Here is a 20657-nt window from a genome sequence, read left to right as displayed (position 1 = left end):
TGCGATACTATTTTTTTTAAACAGAAAAATAGCTTAGAATTAATAAAATTAAAATTAATGTACAATTCAAAAATTATTGGTTTAGGTAAATATGTACCTGACAACATCGTCACAAATGCGGATTTATCCAAAATGATGGATACTAATGATGAGTGGATTACAGAACGTACTGGAATAAAAGAAAGACGTTGGGTAAAAGAAGGCTCTGGTGACACCACTGCAACAATGGGAGTAAAAGCTGCCAAACAAGCAATAGAACGTGCAGGAATAGATAAGGATGATATAGATTTTATCATTTTTGCAACGTTAAGTCCTGACATGTATTTTCCTGGTCCAGGTGTGCAAGTACAACACGCTTTAGATATTAAAACGGTTGGTGCTTTGGATGTACGTAACCAATGTTCTGGTTTTGTATATGCATTATCTGTTGCAGATAATTTTATAAAAACTGGTATGTATAAAAACATATTGGTAATTGGTAGCGAGCTGCACTCTCATGGATTAGATAAAACCACAAGAGGTCGTGGTGTAACTGTAATTTTTGGAGATGGAGCAGGAGCAGCAGTTTTAACTAGAGAAGAAGACACTAATAAAGGTATATTATCTACACATTTACATAGTCAAGGTGAGCATGCAGAAGAGCTTGTTTTAGTTGCACCAGGAATGGGTAAACGTTGGGTAAATGATATTATAGCAGATAACGATCCTGAGGATACTAGTTATTTTCCGCATATGAATGGTCAGTTTGTATTTAAAAATGCAGTGGTCCGTTTTAGCGAAGTGATTATGGAAGGATTAGCTAAAAACAATATGGATAAAGACGCAATTGATATGTTAATTCCGCATCAAGCTAATTTACGTATTGCACAGTTTATCCAGAAAAAATTTGGGTTGACGGATGATCAAGTGTTTAACAATATTATGAAATATGGTAACACAACTGCAGCATCCATACCTATTGCTTTAACGGAAGCTTGGGAAGAAGGAAAAATTAATGAAGGCGACAACGTCGTGTTGGCTGCTTTTGGAAGTGGATTTACTTGGGGAAGTGCAATTATTAAATGGTAACAATTCAAGTGTTTTAATATACTTTTGAAGCCACCTAAATGATACAAAACGAAAAGCCAGAAACATATATTTATGTTTCTGGCTTTTTTTATTAACTAACTACTTAAACTTAACTTTATAAATCTTTGTCTTGGTTTTTTTGTGAAGACTAATTCAAATAAAAAATAAAAACGATTTACTGTCTTGTTATTATTAAGACGCCAAAAAGTGAATTTTATTACGCTGAAAATCAGTATTTAACATGTATTTAACATTGTTAAGTATATAAACTAAAAAGCGTGTTAAAAACAAAACCCCAAAGCTGATCAGGCTTTGGGGTTTTTATTTAGCAACTAACTTAAACACTAACCATTAACTGTTTATTAGCTACTAAATAACCTCTAGAAGGTATTGTTTATAGGTTTACATAAATCCGCTTCCAGATTTAGTGTCATCATCTCTTTGTTTTCTTGCTTTTGCTTTATAGTTTCCGCCACCAAAACGGTACGCTAAACGTCCAGAAATTTGTTGACTTTCCCAATTAAAACGTCCCACTTGAGCGTAAGGTCTGTCACCTTCAAATTGTGCGTACATAGTATCAAAAATATCGTTGTAGCTTAAGCTAAAGCTCGCTTTGTTTTGTAAAAAGCTATAACGCATACCTAGGTTTACCATAAGCATATCATTCATTTCAAATTGAATGTTTTTATTTTTTCCGCTATACATTCCAAAAGCAGAAAAGCTAAGATCTTTTGTAACTTTAAAGTTGTTAAATGCTCTAACATTCCAAACAACATTATCTATTTTAACGGTATTTAAAACAATATTTTGATTGGTGTCAAAAGACTCGGCTAAACTTTTTTGGGTTTGCGAAAACAAATCAAAACTAGCATTTAAACTCCACCATTTTGTAGGCCTGTAGTTTGAAGATAACTCGATACCATAAGCAGTAGAGTTATCAAAGTTTAGATCTGTAAAAATTAATCTATTTGTATCTGTTCTGTCAATTAATATGGCTTGTTGTATTTCGTCTTCAATAATTCTGTAAAATACTCCTGCTGTAATGCTTCCATTTTCTAATTGTCTTGTGTAATTAGTTTCAAACGAGTTTGTAAACTGTGGACGTAACGCTTGGTTACCAAACTGAGAGATTAAAGGTGTGTTCCATTCTGGTAGTGGATTAACCTGATTTATACCAGGACGATCTACACGTCTGCTGTAATTAAATTGATAAGCGTTTTTCTCGGATGGTGTGTAGGTTAAAAATCCAGAAGGATATAATCTAAAATAATCATTTTCAAACGGAATGTTAGTTTGCTCATTAGACGCTAAATCTTTTTTGTAAGCCTCAGAGTCTACATTTACAGTCTCTGCACGTAAACCTAATTGGTAGCTCCATTTGTCTAGGGTTTTTCCATATGTTGCGTAAGCAGAATAGATGTCTCTAGTGTAATCAAACGTTGTTGTAGTAGGTATATATTGACCTAATTGATTAGTTTCTCTGGCATCAGATTGATAAAAAATATTGGTATTAAACAATCGTGCTTGCAAGCCTACTTCAAGTTTTGCAGTTTCAGATAAAGGGTTACTATAATCTAAATTTATAGTAGTACTTTGTCTGTCTGTATCTGTGTCTTCAATAAAATTTGGACGTTGCGAGCTAAAAAAAGTGTTTTTTGTATATCCAAAACCATTGTAAGTATCATGATCAACTTCTAACTCGATACTATGACCTTCATCATTTATGTCATGCTTGTAGTTAAAGTTGTATTGTTCAAAATTGTTATCGTTGTCGTTTCTTGTAAACTGAGATTCGTTTAAAGACGGATTAATTAAATAGTTAATACCAGAATTTACGTTAACCCAACCATCAAATAAGTTTTGATTGGTAAAAACTGAAATCGTATTTTTTTCATCTAAATAATAATCCACACCAACCTTAAATAAGTGTGATTTGTTATTATTTAAAATTTCAAATTTTTGCTGGATATCCTGTTCAATTCTGTTTATTTCACCAAAATTAAAGTTTTTAGTCACACTATTATTGTATGATCCATAGACATTAAATTTTCCGTTACGGTAATTGGCATCAATTGAGCTGTTAAATTTAGCTTCAATATCATGCGATAGACCAATATTTATGTTTCCGTTAAATCCAATTTTTGTGTTTTTATGAAGCACAATATTTATTAATCCACTCATACCTTCAGGATTATATTTAGCACTTGGATTAGTAATTAACTCGATACTTTTGATAGAAGAGGACGGTATTTGTTTAAGTAATTGCTCCGCAGGAATGTTAGACAATTTGCCATCCACCATAACTCTAACGTTTTGGTTACCACGTAAGCTAATAGATCCTGTTTGTTGGTCCACACTAACGGATGGTAGGTTGTTCATAATCTCGCTAGCAGTAGCACCAGCAGTCTGTAAATCTTTACCAATAGTAATGACTTTACGGTCTACCTTTTGCTGTATTGTTGAGGTTTCTGCAACAATAGTTACTTCGTCCAAATTGGTTGCAGCCTCTTCTAAATTTATAGTTCCTAAATCTATTATTTTGTTGTCATTACTAATAACAATAGTTTTGTTTTGAGGTAAAAAACCTAGATATTCAATAGTAACAATATTAGTGCCTTCTGGGATTTGCTTAACCTCAAATTGTCCATCGTTATTTGTAATACCACCAGTAATTAATTTGTTATTAGTGTCTTTAACAATTACATTTACATAAGGTAAGGGTTGGTCAAGTGTTACGTCTAATACAGTACCAGTAATGGTTCCTATTTTGGGCGAATCGTTTGTGTTGTCTTGTGCTTGAATACTAAAGGCTACCAATAGTAAAGCAATGGTGAGTAGTTTTTTCATTTGTGATTTTGATTGATTGATGAAACTTGGTTATGCTATAAAGACGCCTTAATTAGTAATCTGTTACGCTTGAATAACATTTATTTTAAAATTTAACATTTATGAATAAGAAAACTTTAGTACTTGGCGCTTCATTAAAGCTAGATAGATATAGCAACATTGCGTTACGCAAATTGGTTAAGTATAATCATGATACTTTGGCTTTCGGGATGAAAGCAGGAGAGGTGGTTGGAGTTACCATTGATACGCAATTACAACACTATGACGCTTTAGATACTGTAACATTATATTTAAATCCTTCACGACAAAAAGACTACTACAATTATATAGTAAGCCTAAATCCAAAGCGCGTAATATTTAATCCTGGTACAGAAAATCCAGAATTATATCAAATATTAAAAGCAAACGGAATAGACTATGAGGTTGCTTGTACTTTGGTATTATTATCTACAAATCAGTATTAGGTTTCGCTTTCGCGGAAATTAAATACAGGCCTAAACAAGTTACAAGTCCATTAAGAGGAAGGATTTCCCAATGGAAGGCGTATTTCCCAATAAAACTATCCGGAAAGTTTGCAGGAAGCTCTGTAATATAATAGGTGATTAGTATGGAAGCCAAGCCAACTATCCAAGCGTAGTTGTCTTTAATGCTTCGTTTGGTAAGTATACCAAAAGTAAATAATCCTAATAAAGGACCATATGTAAAGGTTGCAAATTTAAAAAGGTTATTAACGACGCTTCCTTCTAATTCATTAAAAATAACAACAACAATAATCAGTAATAAAGAGACACCAATATGTACTTTTTTGCGTAAAGGTTTTTGTTGGGCTAGTGGCAGTTTTTCAATATTTAAAAAATCTATAGAAAATGATGTTGTTAATGAGGTTAACGCACTATCTGCACTGCTATAAGCAGCAGCAATAAGTCCAATTAAAAAGGTGATTTGTAATCCTAGACCTAACCCTTGATTCATTGCTATTTCAGGAAACAATAAATCGGTACGTACTTTACCTTCTACCTCAGGTATTGAAATGCCAAATTGCTCTGAATAAATAAAAAGTAAAGCACCTAATGATAAAAATATAACATTAACAAAGACCAATAGTACAGACATGCTAAACATATTTTTTTTAGCATCCTCAGGATTTTTACAGGTTAAGTTTTTTTGCATCATATCTTGGTCTAAACCAGTCATAGCAATGGTTATAAAAATTCCGCCAATAAAGTATTTCCAAAAGTAAGTACTACTATTTACGTCATCAAAAAAGAATAATTGACTTTTTGATTTAAAAGATGCTTGGCTAAAAACCTCAGTTATGGACCAGTCTAATTTGTTTACTATTAAAAATATAGCCACAATTACAGAAGTTAACATAGCTAAGGTCTGCAAGGTGTCTGTCCAAACAATAGTTTTAATACCACCACGATTAGTATATAACCAGATTAATGCAATGGATATGACTACGGTTATCCAAAACGGAACACCTAATTTTTCAAAAACAATATATTGCATTGCTAAAGCCACTAAAAATAATCTAAACGCAGCGCCTGTAACACGAGATAGCAAAAAGAAAAAGGCACCAGTTTTATAGCTTACTGTTCCAAAACGTTGTTCTAGATATTGATAAATAGATGTTACATTAAGCCTGTAATACAAAGGTAAAAGTACTAGTAATACGATTAGATAACCCACAAAAAAACCAAAAACCCCTTGCATGTAGGCAAACTGTTGTCCTGCAATCAAACCAGGAACAGATATAAAAGTTACACCAGATAGTGATGCGCCAATCATACCAAAAGCGACAACGTACCAAGGTGATTGTTTTTTACCTTTAAAAAACACGTCATTTGAGTCGTCTTTACCTGTAAAATAAGAGATTAAAATTAGCACTCCAAAATAGGCTGCTATTAATAATAGTATTTGTATTGAATTCATAAAAGGGTTTTATCAGTGCCAAAGTACAAAATTACTAAAAAGGACTTTAGTTTATAACACTTAAAAGTTTTTAGGTAAGTAAAATTGTTTTGAAAAGTTTGTTGAGTATTAGTGTATTCTTAACAAAAATAAATTCGTGAATCATTAGTAAAAACCTTAATTTTGTGGCTATGGAATTTTCTTCAAAACTTCTTGAAAATGCAGTAAACGAAATCTCGCAATTACCAGGTATTGGTAAGCGTACAGCTTTGCGTTTAGCTTTGCATTTGTTGCGTCAACCTAAAGAGCACACACATAATTTAAGTCATGCCTTATTAAATATGGTAAATGATTTAAAACTATGTAAATCATGCCATAATATAAGTGATAACGAACTATGCGATATTTGTTCTAATCCATTAAGAAAGGATGATGTCGTGTGTGTTGTGGAGGATATTAGAGATGTGATGGCTATAGAAAATACAGCGTCACATAAAGGGCTTTATCATGTTTTAGGTGGTAAAATATCGCCAATGGATGGTGTAGGTCCACATGATTTAAACATTCCTAGTTTGATCCAAAAAATAAAAAGTGGACAGGTTAAAGAGTTGATTTTTGCTTTAAGTCCAACTATGGAAGGTGATACAACCAACTTTTATATTTACAAGCAAATTAAGGATTATAGTATAGAAACATCAACGATTGCTAGAGGAATCTCTGTTGGTGATGAGTTGGAATATGCAGATGAAATTACCTTAGGAAGAAGTATAATTAATAGAATTCCGTTTGAGTCTTCATTAAAATTATAAGCTAATAAATGGAGCATCAATTAGCCATTTTATTGCCTCACTACAATAATATTGAAGGGTTAACTGCTACATTACATTCGTTATTAACCGAAACAGAACCGTTTACATTAATTATTATCGACGATGGTAGTAATAACCAGAAGCAAGTAGATGGCGTAATAGCTTCGTTTAAGTCCAAGTTGGATATTACCTTAATAAAGCAAACAAAATGTCTTGGTGTAACTGCAGCCTTAAATAATGGTTTAAATTATATTCTAAACCAACCTCATTTTAAATATATAGCAAGACTAGACGCAGGAGATAAGTGTATAAATAATAGATTAGCAAAACAACTGCTGGCATTACAATTAGATCCCAAGTTAGGATTAGTCTCTAGCTACGTTACTTTTACAGCTAAGGATAATAGCTTTTTATTTAATTTTAAACCACCAGTAACTCATAGTAAATTACAAGAAGCCATTTATAAATACAACCCATTTATCCATCCTGCTGTAATGTATAAGACGGAAGTTGTTAAAATTATTGGGTTGTATCCAGAAAATTATCCAGCTCTTGAAGATCATGCCTATTTTTTTAAAGTAATTAAACATTTTAAAACTATGGTGCTGCCAGAGTTATTGTTAGAGTATGAGGTTAATCCAAATAGTATTTCTAATTTAAAAAGAAAGCAGCAAACTAAAAGCAGAATTAAACTACTTAAGGATAATTATAATTATACATTTACTGCAACTTTAGGTTTGGTTAGGGCTTTTGCGACTAGTCTTATACCTAAAAGTATTTTACTATACTTTAAAAAAACTTTTTTTTATAAATAAATGAAAGTATTAACATTAAATACTGAAACTTTTGAAAAAGAGAGTCTCAAATTAATTTCTAAACTTGAAGTTAATCCAGATTTAGTTGTTGGTATATTGTCAGGAGGAGGTCATGTGTTGGAAGCTATCAAACAGCATCCCAATGTAAAAAGTAGTTTATTTGAAGTAGTAACCTTACAAAGACAATCTACAAATGTTAAACAGCGCTTTTTAAAACCTGTTTTATCCATATTACCATATTCTATCTTAAATTGGCTTCGTATTTTAGAGTCTAATAGTGTGAAAGCTAAAATTTCTAATTTAGATTTAGAAAAATTACAAGATAATATTATAGCATTTGATACAGTAAATACAATAGCAAAACCCATAAAAAACATGCTTATTATAGATGATGCTATTGATAGTGGAAAAACCATGTTTGTTGTTAAAAGTAATTTGCAGCAAAAGTTTCCTAAAGCAAAAATAAAAATTGCAGTATTAGCTTGGACAATTGATAGTTCAATAATAAAACCAGATTATTATTTGTATAATAATACATTATTAAGATTTCCTTGGTCCAATGATTATAAACGAAAATAAATCAAATAAAAAAGTTGTTGTAGTAGACTTGGATGGTACGTTGTATAGCGTTAATACCTTTCACTTTTTTATCAAATATTTGGTGCGTTTTAGTATAAAAACATTCAATATTATACTGCTTTTTAATCTTATAAAAGCTATGTTTTTAAGGTTGTTTGGCTTTATTAATCACTCTAAAATGAAATATATTATTTTAAAGGTAATTAAAGGAAATGAAAAAATAAATTATGAGGCTTTTGTGTCTAGTTTGTCAAATTATAAAAACCATTTAAAAGTAATTGAAGACACAACTTTTGATATTAAAATTTTAGCAACTGCAGCGCCAAATTGCTATTCAAAAATCATTGCTTTAAACGAAGGATTTGATGTGTGTTTGGCAACTAATACACCAGAAAAAAACTATAAATCCGATTTTGAAAATGTTAGAGATGTTAAAAAGCAGGCAGTTACCACTTATTTAAAAACATTGGGTAGCAATTGCGTTGATACTGTAGTAACAGATCATTTTGATGATTTACCATTAATTAAGATAGCTCAACACGTTATTTTAGTAAATCCCAATAAAGAGACTAAAAATATCTTAAAACAAAACCAAATATTTTTTAATATTGTATAATAAAAACACTATTAACGTTTTTTTAAGTTGATGTTTTAAACTTATTTAACCGTTTGATTGATTTTTTTATTAATTTTGCAATTCAACACAGTAAAAAGACTATTAGATTATTAATATGGCAAGATTTGAACTTAAATTACCAAAAATGGGAGAGAGCGTTGCAGAAGCAACGATTACCTCATGGTTAAAAGAAGTTGGTGACACTATAGAAGCAGATGAGGCAGTTTTAGAAATTGCAACAGATAAGGTAGACAGCGAAGTACCAAGTGAGGTTGACGGTGTTTTAGTAGAAGTACTATTTAATGTGGACGATGTGGTTCAGGTTGGTCAGACCATAGCTATAATTGAAACAGAAGGAGAAGGAGGTGCTACAACCGAAGCTGTTAAGCAAGACAATAGTTCTGCTCCAGAACCAGAAGCTGCAAAAGAAGTCTCTAAAACGATTGAAGTTGCACAACAAGCAGCAGCTCCAATAGCATCAAACGATGATCGTTTTTATTCGCCATTAGTAAAAAATATGGCTAAAGCAGAAGGTATTGCGCAATCAGAACTAGATGCAATTACAGGAACAGGAAAAGATGGTCGTGTTACAAAAAACGACATGGTTACTTATCTAGAAAATAGAGGTAGTCAACCAGCCAAAGCAGCAGCACAACCTGCTACTTCGGCACCTGCACCAAAACAACAAGCTAAACCTCAAGCGCCAATGCAAGTTGCTGCTGGAGATGAAGTTATTGAAATGACTAGAATGGGTAAATTAATTGCTCATCATATGGTAGAGTCTACTCAAACTAGTGCACACGTACAAAGTTTTATTGAGGCAGATGTTACTAATATCTGGAACTGGCGTAAAAAAGTTAAGGATAGTTTTGCAAAACGTGAAGGTCAAAACTTAACCTTTACTCCAATATTTATGGAAGCTATTGCTAAGGCGTTACGCGACCATCCAATGATGAATATTTCTGTTCAAGGAGATAAGATTATTAAAAAGAAAAATATTAACCTTGGTATGGCAGCAGCTTTACCAGATGGTAATTTAATTGTTCCTGTTATTAAAAATGCAGATCAATTAAACTTAGTAGGTATGACTAAGCAAGTAAATGATCTTGCTGGACGTGCTAGAGAAGGTAAGTTGGCACCTGATGATATCCAAGGTGGAACTTATACTGTAACTAATGTTGGTACGTTTGGAAGTATCATGGGTACTCCAATTATTAATCAACCACAAGTTGGTATTTTAGCTTTAGGAGCAATTCGTAAAGTGCCTGCAGTTATTGAGACACCAGAAGGTGATTTTATCGGAATTCGTTACAAAATGTATTTATCGCACAGTTATGACCATAGAGTTGTAAATGGAGCATTAGGAGGACAGTTTGTTAAATCGGTTAAAGATTACTTAGAGTCTTGGGATAAAAACAGAGAGATATAAAAAACATAAAGTATTTTATAAAAAAAGCACAATCATTTGATTGTGCTTTTTTGTGTTTAATAACATTAGGTTATAATAGTACGCATCTTATAAATGTGACCATAGCATGTACGCTAAAAATAGTAGATGGATAAGTAATGCGATTTTGGTAAACCGTTTTAAATTTGTTTTATGTATATAAATAGTAGAAATTATAGAGGTTAGTGTTAAAACAACTAATGTTATATCCAATTGGTTAATGTTTTAAAAAGATTAAACCAACCGTTTAAAAAAGAGAGCTGTCTATCCGTTTGATTACTAATAGTATTAAAAACAAATATCCAGGTACCTATATAATACACATTTAATAACGCGACTAAGCTAGAAAACAATATGTTAATCCTCATGGCTTATGTATTAGTTGTATTGTCGGTAATAATTTTTACTAATTGATCAGTATCAGATGTGTTTGTATTACTTAGGTTTACAGTAAACGTGTTGTCTATTTGGTAGACCGTTAAGTTATTATTTTCAAACGTATGGTATTTAAATTTTGAAAAAGTCAATCGGTGTTCTTTAAAATAACTATTAATTCGAATAGTCATTCCTAATTTGTTCCATTGCACATAGTTTTTTCTAAAAACTTTATTCAAAAAATAAAGTGCAAAAAGTATGTAGCCAAAACGTTGTATTCTTTTAATCCAAACGTCATCAATTGCATCAGTAGCTGGAAAAATAAAACCTGAAAAGATGCATAATAGTGCCACTATAAAAACAGTTTTAGATAACCACAAATTCTTAAAATTAGAAAGGTTGTCAAAGTATATTTTTTTCATAATAGGCTAAGAATAATTAATTTAAAACCAATTTAGGTAGCAGTATTTGTTAATTTAGTCCTTCGCGTAAAGCTTGAATAAACTCGTCTAAACTAGTGATATTGTTGTAAAGTTTGTCATCAATCTTTAAAATCGGGATTTGGCTAAAGTCACTTTTAGAATTAATGGATTTAAATTCTTTAATTATTTTATCATAATGTGTCGTGTCTTTATCTAGATTATATTCAGTATAATTAATCTTGTTTTTTGTTAATATGTGTTTAGCATCAGGACAAATCGTGCAGTCGTCTTTAGTGTAAAGTGTGACCTCTTTGTTGTGTAATGCTCTGTCTAATTTAAAATCTATAATTTCAAAATCTTTATCAATCTCTAGGCTATAAGACACCTCGTTAACCACTAAAATGTAGGTGTATTTTCCTTCGGTATTATTTAGCTTCACCATGGTTAATACACGTTTTTTGCTATTACCAGGAATAGTCTCTAAAATCGGACGCTCACTACTACGTCTAAAATCATTAGTTTCAACTTTTAAAAAAACATCATAGGATATGGAGTCGGTATTTTCAATATAAAGCTCATATCGTTTTCCTTTTACCTCTTCTTTTATAGAGACATGTTTATGATTGTTCTGGGAGTAAACAGTCATAGTAGTAAAAGTGATAAGCAGCAGGATAAGGTTTCTAATCATTTTCAAAGTATTACAAAGTAAAAGTAACAGATTAGAATTATATTTGCATAAACCATACCAATAAATTCTTTTATGTCATTAAACTTAACAAAACCAATTTGCTTTTTCGATTTAGAAACTACAGGAATCAATATTACCAACGATAGGGTCGTAGAGATTTCTATATTAAAAGTGTTTCCTAACGGAAATAAAGAGAGTAAAACCTGGTTAGTTAATCCAGAAATGCCAATTCCAGCTGTGGTGTCTGCAATTCATGGTGTTACTGATGAGAGAGTTGCCAACGAGCCTACATTTAAGCAATTAGCACCAGAGATTAATGCGATGATTAAAGATGCAGATTTAGCAGGCTTTAATTCTAACCGTTTTGATATTCCGCTTTTAGCGGAAGAAATGCTGCGCGCAGATTTAGACTTTGACATGAAAGGTCGTGTTGCTGTAGATGTGCAAACAATTTTTCATAAAATGGAACAACGCACTTTAGGTGCAGCGTATAAGTTTTATTGTGATAAAAGTTTAGAAAATGCACACACAGCAGAAGCGGATACGTTAGCAACATACGAGGTTTTAAAAGCTCAGGTAGAGCGTTATGACGAACTTGAAAATGACACAAAATTTTTAGCCGAATTTAGTTCTCGCAAAAAATTTGCAGATTTTGCAGGTTTTATAAGTTATGATAAGGAAGGACAAGAAGTGTTTTCTTTTGGAAAGCATAAAGGCAAATTAGTAACAGAGGTTTTAGACAAAGAGCCTGGATATTTTGGATGGTTACTTAATGCAGATTTTCCGTTGTACACTAAAAAAGTGTTGACAGCAATTAAATTAAGAGCTTTAAATAATAAATTTTAAAATATGAAATTAATTTGTATCGGTCGTAACTACACAGATCATATCAAAGAATTAGAAAACGAAAAACCTACAGATCCTGTAGTGTTTATTAAGTCTGATAATGCCATACTTTTAAAAAAACAACCTTTTTTTATTCCAGATTTTTCAAACGATGTGCATCATGAAGTTGAGGTTTTAGTTAAAATTACCAAACTAGGAAAACATATTGATAAAAAATTTGCTCATAAATATTATGATCAATTAAGTGTAGGAATAGATTTTACTGCGCGTGATTTACAAAAACAATTAAAAGAAAAAGGTTTACCATGGGAAAAAGCTAAATCTTTTGATGGAGCTGCAGTAATTGGTAAATGGATTGATAAGTCAGAATTTTCTGATGTAGATAGTTTAAATTTTAGGTTAGAGAAAAACTCAAGTGTGGTTCAAACCGCAAACACAAGCCTTATGCTTTGGAAAATTGACGAATTGATAGAATATGTCTCAAAATATTTTACTTTAAAGATTGGAGATATTATATTTACGGGAACACCTTCAGGAGTTGGCAAGGTAGTTGCCAATGATAAATTAAAAGGTTATCTAGAGGATAAAGAACTATTTTCTATAACAGTTAAATAATACATGGAACAACATTACAAACTACATAGACTAAAAGAATTAGCAGACGACGATCAAGAGTTTATTTTAGCTTTAGCTTCAACCTTTATAGATGAAGTACCAAGTGATGCTAAAGTGCTTAAATTGGCAGTAGAAAACAAAAATTATCTATTGACTTATCAAACAGCACACAAAATGAAACCTACAGTTGATATGTTTGAGTTAGGTATACTTGACGATATAATTGAGGTGCAAGATTGGGGTAAATTTGAAAAAAAAGAGATCGATATTACAGATAAATTAAACATCGTTTTAGCAGCTATTGATAATGCAACTAACGAGATTATTCAAGATTTTAATTTATAATGCAAGCAGAAATAATTACCATTGGTGACGAGATTCTAATTGGGCAAGTAGTAGACACAAACTCAGCATTTATAGGTAAAGCATTAAATTCTATTGGTGTTTCTGTTTATCAAATAACCTCTATTCAAGACGATAGAGAGCATTTGTTAAAAGCATTTGCTGAAGCAGAAAACAATGCAGATATTATCATAATAACAGGTGGATTAGGTCCAACCAAAGATGATATTACAAAGCATACTTTAGCAGATTATTTTGAAGATACTTTAGTTCAAAATGATGAGGTTTTACTCCACGTAGAGCAGTTATTTAAAAAGTACATCAACCAACCTATTTCCGAAATTAATAAAAAACAAGCACTAGTGCCAACTAAAGCAAAAGTGTTAATGAATAGGTTTGGAACAGCTCCAGGTATGTGGTTAGAAAAAGGAAATAAAACCTTTATTTCTTTACCAGGTGTGCCATACGAGATGAAAGCATTGATAGATAATGAAGTGCTACCTAATTTAGTCAAAAAGTATAAACGACCATATATTTTGCATAAAACCATACTAACCTATGGATTAGGTGAAAGCGTAATTGCAGAACGTATAGAAGCTATAGAAGACGCGCTTCCAAAACATATTAAATTAGCCTATTTACCAAGTTTAGGTAAAGTAAGATTGCGTTTATCAGGAAAAGGTGAGGACGAGGCTAATCTAGCTTTAGATATTCAAGTTGAAATTGATAAAATATTACCATTAATTCAAGATGTTTTTGTTGGATTTCAGGACAATGATGAAGGTTTAGAGCTAAGTATTGCAAGACAATTAACAAAAAAAGGACAAACTTTAGCGTTAGCTGAAAGCTGTACAGGCGGAAAATTAGCAGAGCAATTTACGTCTCATTCTGGTGCTTCAGAATTTTTTAAAGGCGCAATTGTTAGTTATGCCACACAGACTAAAATTGATCTTTTAGGTGTTCCAGAAGCGTTGATTAATCGTCATTCTGTGGTCAGTTTAGAGGTTGCAGAAGCTATGGCAGCCAATATTAAAAAAATAATTAAAACAGATTACGCTGTTGCTACAACAGGTAACGCTGGACCAACAAAAGGAGACTCTGACGCAGAGGTTGGAACAGTTTTTATAGCAATAGCTTCAAAAAACGGAGTAAAGGCTTATAAATTTAATATGGGAAACCATAGAGAACGCGTCATAAATAAAACAGTAAATAAGGCTTTAGAGTTGCTTCAAAAAGAAATTTTTGAAAATTAATTATTTAGCTATTGCCAAATAGTAAATAATTAGTATATTTGCACCTCGATTTTTAATAACATATTTTTAAAGTTATAAAGTAATGTCAAGAGTTTGTGAACTTACAGGAAAGAAGGCAATGGTTGGAAACAACGTGTCTCACGCTATGAATAGAACAAAGCGTACATTTGATGCTAATTTGATAAAAAAGCGTTTTTATCTTCCAGAAGAGGATAAGTGGGTAACTTTAAAAGTATCTACATCAGCATTAAAAACAATCAATAAAATAGGTATTGCTGCTGCTTTGAAAAAAGCTAGAGCAAACGGATTTATAAAATAATTACCCAATTAGGTAAATTAAAGTATTATGGCAAAGAAAGGTAATAGAGTACAAGTAATATTAGAGTGCACAGAGCACAAAGAGTCTGGAAAGCCAGGAACGTCTCGTTATATTACAACGAAGAACAAAAAGAACACTCCTGATAGAATGGAAATTAAAAAATTCAATCCTATCTTGAAGAAAATGACCGTACACAAAGAAATTAAATAATATTCCTTTTAAGGAATACTAAAACATATAAGTCATGGCAAAGAAAACCGTAGCATCTTTACAGACATCGTCTAAAAGATTATCAAAAGCAATTAAAATGGTGAAGTCTCCAAAAACAGGAGCTTACATGTTTGTTGAGTCAATCATGTCACCTGAATTAGTAAAAGATTTCTTAGATAAGAAATAATTTTACTCTATTTTAATATAGTATTAAGCTGCTTACCTTTGGAAAGTGGCTTTTTTGTTTTTAAAATATTACGTTACTTTACATTATATAAATATGACAATGTAGCAGTCCTGTAAATTAGGCTTCATAATTGTTATGTTGATTATTATATAAAGTGATTAATAGTATACAACATCAATTTAAAGTTGTAAAATATACATTTATAAGTGATAGATTTACTTATAATTATTAAAGTATATTAAACCTTGATCTCTTTTTAGGGATCAGTATATAAACAAAAACAATAATTTGAAATGAGTTTTTTTAAAAAAATATTTTCTTCAGAAAAAAAAGAAACCTTAGATAAAGGCTTAGAAAAATCAAGTACAAGCTTTTTAGGTAAATTAAGTAAAGCTGTCGCTGGAAAGTCTAAAGTAGATGATGCAGTTTTAGATAATTTGGAAGAAGTATTAGTCTCAAGTGATGTTGGTGTTAATACCACTTTAAAAATAATACAACGTATTGAAGCTAGAGTATCTAAGGATAAATATCTTGGTACAGATGAGCTTAATAGAATATTACGAGAGGAAATTGCAGGCTTACTGTCAGAAACTAACTCTGGTGAAGATACAGAATATAAAATTCCGCAATTACCTAAACAACAAGATGGATCTAAGACACCTTATGTTTTAATGGTTGTTGGTGTTAATGGAGTTGGTAAAACAACCACTATTGGTAAATTAGCTTATCAATTTAAAAAACAAGGGTTAAAAGTAGTTTTAGGTGCAGCAGATACTTTTAGAGCTGCAGCTATTGATCAATTACAAGTTTGGGCAGATCGTGTAGATGTACCTATGGTACGTCAAGATATGGGAAGCGATCCAGCTTCAGTTGCATTTGATGCCCTACAATCTGGAGTTAATCAAAATGCAGATGTTATTATTATTGATACTGCTGGTCGTTTACACAATAAGGTTAACTTAATGAATGAGCTTACTAAAGTTAAACGTGTCATGCAAAAAGTTGTTGGTGATGCGCCACACGATGTATTATTAGTTTTAGATGGTAGTACTGGTCAAAATGCTTTTGAACAAGCCAAGCAATTTACTGCTGCAACAGAGGTTACAAGCCTTGCAGTTACTAAATTAGATGGTACTGCTAAAGGTGGTGTTGTGATAGGTATAAGTGATCAATTTCAAATTCCTGTAAAATATATTGGTGTTGGAGAAGGTATTGAAGATTTGCAAGTGTTTAATAAGTTTGAGTTCGTAGATTCTTTCTTTAAATAAGCATGTCTTTTAATTCCGATCGAATTTTTAGAATTATTACTGTATTTATAATACTTTATTTGTTAGTAGCAATTTGTAGTCATGTGGTTTTCGCTATAATTTTTTTTATACAACCTAAAAGTCCTTTAATTCCTGAAGAGTTAATCTACTATTCGCTTTTTCCTTTAGTAGTTATAATACCGCTTTTTGCATTTTGTATTTGGTATTGTTGGAGAAGTCTATTAAAAGAAACACTTAATAAGGTAATAATTACTTTGATTTTTACAATCTGTTTATTCTATTTTTTCTATCCTAATATTGTATTTGATGGACTATACAGCATTAATCCTTATGGAATATAAATTTATTAATTAAATACATTATTTAATTTCTCCCAAAGCGCATTATCATAACTTGATAAAGCAAAATTAGAGTCGTCAGCTGCTTCTCCCATTCTTACAATAACCAAATCTTTACTTGGTACAATGTATAGTTTTTGGTCATTTTTACCCAAAGCACAATACATACCGCTTGGACCATTAGGAATTAATTCACCCGTAAATTCAACCTGAGTTTGTGGTAGATGATAGCTAGACTTACCATTTAACCACCATAGATAGCCATAAGCCTCATTAATACTTTGTGAAGTGTTTGTTGCTTGATTTAAAAATGCATCAGATACAATTTGTTGGTTATCCCACTGGCCATTTGCATAAATCATTAAACCAAATCTAGCCATACTTCTGGTAGTACTCCAATAAACACTTAAGTCTCCTATAGTAATCCAAGTACCTGTCATACCAATTTTATTTTTTAAGTTCTCATTAAAATAATCAGACCAACTTTGATTACTAACTGCAGCAACAACATCTTGTAATTTGACGTATACATTGTGGTATGCCCAACGATTACTTGCGTTTGCAATATATTGCAAATTTTCTGGTGCAACACTATCGCCTAGACTATCATCCAAACCAGAGTCCATGGATAACAGATTTTGGCATGTAATTAGTTGTTCTTGTTCTAAAGTTTCACTAGTCCAATTTGTTCCTAAATAATCGGACACTTTGCTGCTTATCTCTAATAATCCTTGGTCTTGAGCAATACCTGTAACAGTTGAAGTTAATGTTTTTCCTGCACTTGCCCAATACCAAGGATCAGTTAAAGCATGATCATTAAAATACTGCTCAAAAGCAATTTTTCCTTTATGTAAAATTATAAACGATTTGGTGTTTGTGTTTTCTAAAAATGAAGATAATTCAGCTAAAGCTGAAGTATTCCATTGTAACTCGGAAGGTGATTTAGTTTCCCAAGTATCACTATCTAAAGGAGGGAAATATATGTTTTGCGCGTCATGATTTTCTTTTAAATCAGTGTCATCTTTTGATGTGCAACTTAAACTAATGAAGGTTAGTAAACTAAAAATTAAATAGATTGGTTTCATACTATTAGTTTTTTATTAGACCAATATAAATCAAAATGGTTTAATATCTGTTATATTAAAATTTGATAGTATCTTTGCAATCCAAAAATGAGGTATGAGAACAAAGTCACTTAAAAAGAACAAAATCAACGTAATAACTTTAGGTTGTAGTAAAAATGTCTACGATAGCGAAGTCCTAATGGGACAATTAAAAGCTAACGGAAAAGAAGTTGTGCATGAGGAAGAAGGTAACGTAGTAGTTATTAATACCTGTGGTTTTATTAATAATGCAAAGGAGGAAAGCGTGAACACTATTTTAGAGTACATGCAAAAAAAGGAAGATGGAGAGGTTGATAAAGTCTTTGTAACGGGATGTTTAAGTGAGCGTTATAAGCCAGAATTACAAAAAGATATACCTAATGTAGACCAATATTTTGGGACTACAGAGTTGCCAGGTTTACTTAAAGCTTTAGGTGCAGATTATAAACATGAGTTAATAGGAGAGCGTTTAACAACTACACCTAAAAACTATGCCTATTTAAAAATTGCAGAAGGTTGTGATAGACCATGTAGTTTTTGTGCGATTCCTTTAATGAGAGGTAAGCACAAATCTACACCAATTGAAAACTTAGTTACGGAAGCTGAAAAGTTAGCAGCAAATGGCGTTAAAGAGTTAATCTTAATAGCCCAAGATTTAACGTATTACGGTTTAGATTTATACAAAAAACGAAACTTAGCAGAGTTACTTGAAAACTTAGTTAAAGTTGAAGGTATTGAATGGATTAGATTGCATTATGCTTTTCCGACAGGTTTCCCAATGGATGTGTTAGATTTAATGAAGCGAGAGCCAAAAATTTGTAATTATTTAGATATTCCATTACAACATATTAGTGACGATTTACTTAAAAGTATGCGTCGTGGTACTACCAAAGAAAAAACAACAAACCTAATTAAGCAGTTTAGAGCTATAGTCCCAGAGATGACTATTAGAACAACATTAATTGTTGGTTATCCAGGCGAAACGGAAGCACATTTTCAAGAATTGAAACAGTGGGTAAAAGATATGCGTTTTGAGCGTTTAGGTTGTTTTACTTATTCTCATGAAGAAAACACACATGCCTATAACTTGGAAGACGATGTGCCACAAGAAGTGAAACAAGACAGGGCTAACCAAATTATGGAAATTCAATCTCAGATTTCTTGGGAGTTAAATCAAGAAAAAATTGGAGAAACCTTTAAAGTGGTTATAGACCGTAAGGAAGGTACTTATTTTGTAGGTCGTACTGAGTTTGATAGTCCAGATGTAGATAATGAAGTGTTAATTGATGCAACTGACACGTATTTAAAAACAGGAGAATATTACAATATTAAAGTGACTGAAGCAGAAGATTTTGATCTTTATGGTGAGTTAGTAAAAGCTTAAATTAAGGTATTCAAAATAAAACAATTTGAATGTTAAATCTAAAAAAGTATATTTACAAAACTAAACAAACCAAAAAATGAAAAAATCAGTATTAAAAACAGTAGTAGTAGCTTGCTTTTTTATGTTAACAGCTTGTGGTGGTGGAGGACCAGAAGGTGCTACAATTAGCTTTTTAGAAGCTATGTATTCTGGAGATTTTGAAACAGCTAAAAAACATGCAACTACGGACACAAAATCTATGTTGTCTATGCTAGAGTCTTTTGGCGCAAAAGATCAATTTGCAGATAAGATGAAAGAAGCAGATATTTCTTTTAAAGTAGTTGATACTAAAATTGATGGAGACAAAGCAGTATGTACTGTAAAAATGTCAAGTAGTCAAGATGAAAAAGATCAAGACATGCCAATGAATCTTATTAAAGAAGAAGGAAAATGGTTGGTAAGTATGGACAAAGAGTCAATGAATAAAGAAGGCTTAGATAAAGCTAATAAAGAAACAGGAAATCCTGATATGGAGTCTGATGACGATATGGATGAGGAAATGATTGAGGAAGATGATTATGAGGCTGCAGAGTAAATGTTAAAAACCACTATAAAAATATCACTAGTCTTAGCTGTTATTTTTTTAGCATATAAATTTTTTAAAGACGATTCAAACAGACCGTATGAATCGTCTTTTTTGTATAAATTATCGCCTAAAGAAAAAGCTAAACTTCAAACTGGAGATATTATTTTACGACGAGGTTATGGTTTTGTAAGTACAATGATTTCTAAAATGATGAGTGAGGACTATGATGTCACGCATCTAGGTGTTGTAATCAAGCAAAATGATAGTTTAAAAATTGCACATGCGCTGTCAAGTAGCGTATCTAATCAGGATGGTTTACGTTTGCAGGCAATAGATTCTTTTGTGCACAATTCTCATGACAGCACTATTTTAGTCACTAGATTAAAAAATATAGATACAATTAAACAAAGTAAAATTGTAAAGCAAATTGATTATTACTATAAAAAACAATTACCGTTTGATCATAGCTTTAATTATAAAGATACTACTGAGCATTATTGCTCTGAGTTAATTTGGCGTATATATGAGCATAATTTAAAAATTATGCAAGTAGCAGATAGTATTACAGATCAGCAAAAATATAATACACTTAAAACGTTTTACGATCCAAATTATTTTAATATTATAATCAATCACCAAAAGTAAAA

The 20657-nt window shown here is 31.5% G+C and carries 23 protein-coding genes; 18 read left to right on the top strand and 5 right to left on the bottom strand.

Annotation, left to right across the window (positions count from 1 at the left end; genetic code table 11):
• Positions 1–57 precede the first annotated feature (57 nt).
• Positions 58–1068, top strand: coding sequence for a 3-oxoacyl-ACP synthase III family protein (locus JM82_RS00910; RefSeq protein WP_145000376.1), 1011 nt, complete (start codon positions 58–60; stop codon positions 1066–1068).
• 402 nt (positions 1069–1470) lie between these two features.
• Here the strand turns inward: JM82_RS00910 and JM82_RS00905 are convergent, their stop codons facing one another.
• Positions 1471–3915 (bottom strand): outer membrane beta-barrel family protein, encoded by a 2445-nt coding sequence (locus JM82_RS00905; RefSeq protein ID WP_145000374.1) that lies wholly within the window; start codon positions 3913–3915, stop codon positions 1471–1473.
• A 101-nt stretch (positions 3916–4016) separates the two neighbouring features.
• Here JM82_RS00905 and JM82_RS00900 point away from each other — a divergent pair, with 101 nt between their 5' ends.
• A complete protein-coding gene (locus JM82_RS00900) occupies positions 4017–4379 on the top strand; it encodes a CoA-binding protein (protein ID WP_145000372.1) in 363 nt (120 codons plus the stop codon).
• On the opposite strand, the gene JM82_RS00895 is transcribed toward JM82_RS00900, so the two are convergent.
• Complete coding sequence (locus tag JM82_RS00895) at positions 4363–5850, bottom strand: sodium:solute symporter (RefSeq protein WP_145000370.1); 1488 nt, start codon at positions 5848–5850, stop codon at positions 4363–4365. The genes JM82_RS00900 and JM82_RS00895 overlap by 17 nt on opposite strands.
• A gap of 170 nt (positions 5851–6020) precedes the next feature.
• On the opposite strand from JM82_RS00895, the gene recR reads away from it, so the two are divergent.
• From recR to JM82_RS00870, 5 genes are all read left to right on the top strand, one after another.
• Complete coding sequence (gene recR, locus JM82_RS00890; RefSeq protein ID WP_145000368.1) at positions 6021–6638, top strand: recombination mediator RecR; 618 nt, start codon at positions 6021–6023, stop codon at positions 6636–6638.
• Positions 6639–6646: 8 nt separating this feature from the next.
• Complete coding sequence (locus JM82_RS00885) at positions 6647–7453, top strand: glycosyltransferase (protein WP_145000366.1); 807 nt, start codon at positions 6647–6649, stop codon at positions 7451–7453.
• Complete coding sequence (locus JM82_RS00880) at positions 7454–8032, top strand: phosphoribosyltransferase family protein (protein WP_145000364.1); 579 nt, start codon at positions 7454–7456, stop codon at positions 8030–8032.
• 178 nt (positions 8033–8210) lie between these two features.
• Entirely contained in the window at positions 8211–8648 is a 438-nt protein-coding gene (locus JM82_RS00875) for a hypothetical protein (RefSeq protein WP_145000362.1), read from the top strand.
• Between the two features lie 115 nt (positions 8649–8763).
• Positions 8764–10077, top strand: coding sequence for a dihydrolipoamide acetyltransferase family protein (locus JM82_RS00870; protein WP_145000360.1), 1314 nt, complete (start codon positions 8764–8766; stop codon positions 10075–10077).
• Between the two features lie 389 nt (positions 10078–10466).
• On the opposite strand, the gene JM82_RS00865 is transcribed toward JM82_RS00870, so the two are convergent.
• Together JM82_RS00865 and JM82_RS00860 are read right to left on the bottom strand one after the other, a co-directional pair.
• Positions 10467–10892, bottom strand: coding sequence for a hypothetical protein (locus tag JM82_RS00865; protein WP_145000358.1), 426 nt, complete (start codon positions 10890–10892; stop codon positions 10467–10469).
• A gap of 49 nt (positions 10893–10941) precedes the next feature.
• Positions 10942–11580, bottom strand: a complete 639-nt coding sequence (locus JM82_RS00860; protein ID WP_145000356.1) for a glutaredoxin family protein — start codon at positions 11578–11580, stop codon at positions 10942–10944.
• Positions 11581–11652: 72 nt separating this feature from the next.
• Here JM82_RS00860 and JM82_RS00855 point away from each other — a divergent pair, with 72 nt between their 5' ends.
• The 8 genes from JM82_RS00855 (at position 11653) to ftsY (ending at position 16620) form a co-directional block, all read left to right on the top strand.
• Positions 11653–12426, top strand: coding sequence for a 3'-5' exonuclease (locus JM82_RS00855; protein ID WP_145000355.1), 774 nt, complete (start codon positions 11653–11655; stop codon positions 12424–12426).
• Between the two features lie 3 nt (positions 12427–12429).
• Positions 12430–13041, top strand: a complete 612-nt coding sequence (locus JM82_RS00850) for a fumarylacetoacetate hydrolase family protein (protein ID WP_145000353.1) — start codon at positions 12430–12432, stop codon at positions 13039–13041.
• Positions 13042–13044: 3 nt separating this feature from the next.
• Positions 13045–13386 carry an Hpt domain-containing protein gene (locus JM82_RS00845; RefSeq protein WP_145000351.1) on the top strand — a complete coding sequence of 114 codons (342 nt, stop codon included), beginning with the start codon at positions 13045–13047 and terminating at the stop codon, positions 13384–13386.
• The gene (locus tag JM82_RS00840) at positions 13386–14636 is read left to right on the top strand and encodes a competence/damage-inducible protein A (protein WP_145000349.1); all 1251 of its coding nucleotides are present in this window, start codon (positions 13386–13388) and stop codon (positions 14634–14636) included. Before JM82_RS00845 ends, JM82_RS00840 begins: the two co-directional genes overlap by 1 nt.
• Positions 14637–14718: 82 nt before the next feature.
• The gene (rpmB, locus tag JM82_RS00835; RefSeq protein ID WP_028282774.1) at positions 14719–14955 is read left to right on the top strand and encodes a 50S ribosomal protein L28; all 237 of its coding nucleotides are present in this window, start codon (positions 14719–14721) and stop codon (positions 14953–14955) included.
• A 27-nt stretch (positions 14956–14982) separates the two neighbouring features.
• Positions 14983–15165: a 50S ribosomal protein L33 gene (gene rpmG, locus JM82_RS00830; protein ID WP_028282775.1), complete on the top strand. Its 183-nt coding sequence runs from the start codon at positions 14983–14985 to the stop codon at positions 15163–15165.
• A gap of 34 nt (positions 15166–15199) precedes the next feature.
• Positions 15200–15352 (top strand): DUF4295 domain-containing protein, encoded by a 153-nt coding sequence (locus JM82_RS00825; protein WP_145000347.1) that lies wholly within the window; start codon positions 15200–15202, stop codon positions 15350–15352.
• 293 nt (positions 15353–15645) lie between these two features.
• The gene (gene ftsY / locus JM82_RS00820) at positions 15646–16620 is read left to right on the top strand and encodes a signal recognition particle-docking protein FtsY (protein ID WP_145000345.1); all 975 of its coding nucleotides are present in this window, start codon (positions 15646–15648) and stop codon (positions 16618–16620) included.
• Between the two features lie 346 nt (positions 16621–16966).
• Here the strand turns inward: ftsY and JM82_RS00815 are convergent, their stop codons facing one another.
• Positions 16967–18043 carry a serine hydrolase domain-containing protein gene (locus JM82_RS00815; protein WP_145000343.1) on the bottom strand — a complete coding sequence of 359 codons (1077 nt, stop codon included), beginning with the start codon at positions 18041–18043 and terminating at the stop codon, positions 16967–16969.
• Positions 18044–18137: 94 nt separating this feature from the next.
• Here JM82_RS00815 and rimO point away from each other — a divergent pair, with 94 nt between their 5' ends.
• The 3 genes from rimO (at position 18138) to JM82_RS00800 (ending at position 20655) form a co-directional block, all read left to right on the top strand.
• Complete coding sequence (rimO, locus tag JM82_RS00810) at positions 18138–19445, top strand: 30S ribosomal protein S12 methylthiotransferase RimO (protein ID WP_145000341.1); 1308 nt, start codon at positions 18138–18140, stop codon at positions 19443–19445.
• Between the two features lie 76 nt (positions 19446–19521).
• Positions 19522–20019, top strand: a complete 498-nt coding sequence (locus JM82_RS00805) for a DUF4878 domain-containing protein (protein ID WP_145000339.1) — start codon at positions 19522–19524, stop codon at positions 20017–20019.
• Complete coding sequence (locus JM82_RS00800) at positions 20020–20655, top strand: YiiX/YebB-like N1pC/P60 family cysteine hydrolase (protein ID WP_145000337.1); 636 nt, start codon at positions 20020–20022, stop codon at positions 20653–20655.
• Positions 20656–20657: the final 2 nt, after the last annotated feature.

It is taken from the genome of Olleya sp. Hel_I_94 (genome assembly GCF_007827365.1).
GTDB lineage: Bacteria > Bacteroidota > Bacteroidia > Flavobacteriales > Flavobacteriaceae > Olleya.
The sequence above is the reverse complement of the archived record's forward strand: the minus strand, read 5'-3'. Positions and strand labels throughout refer to the sequence as shown.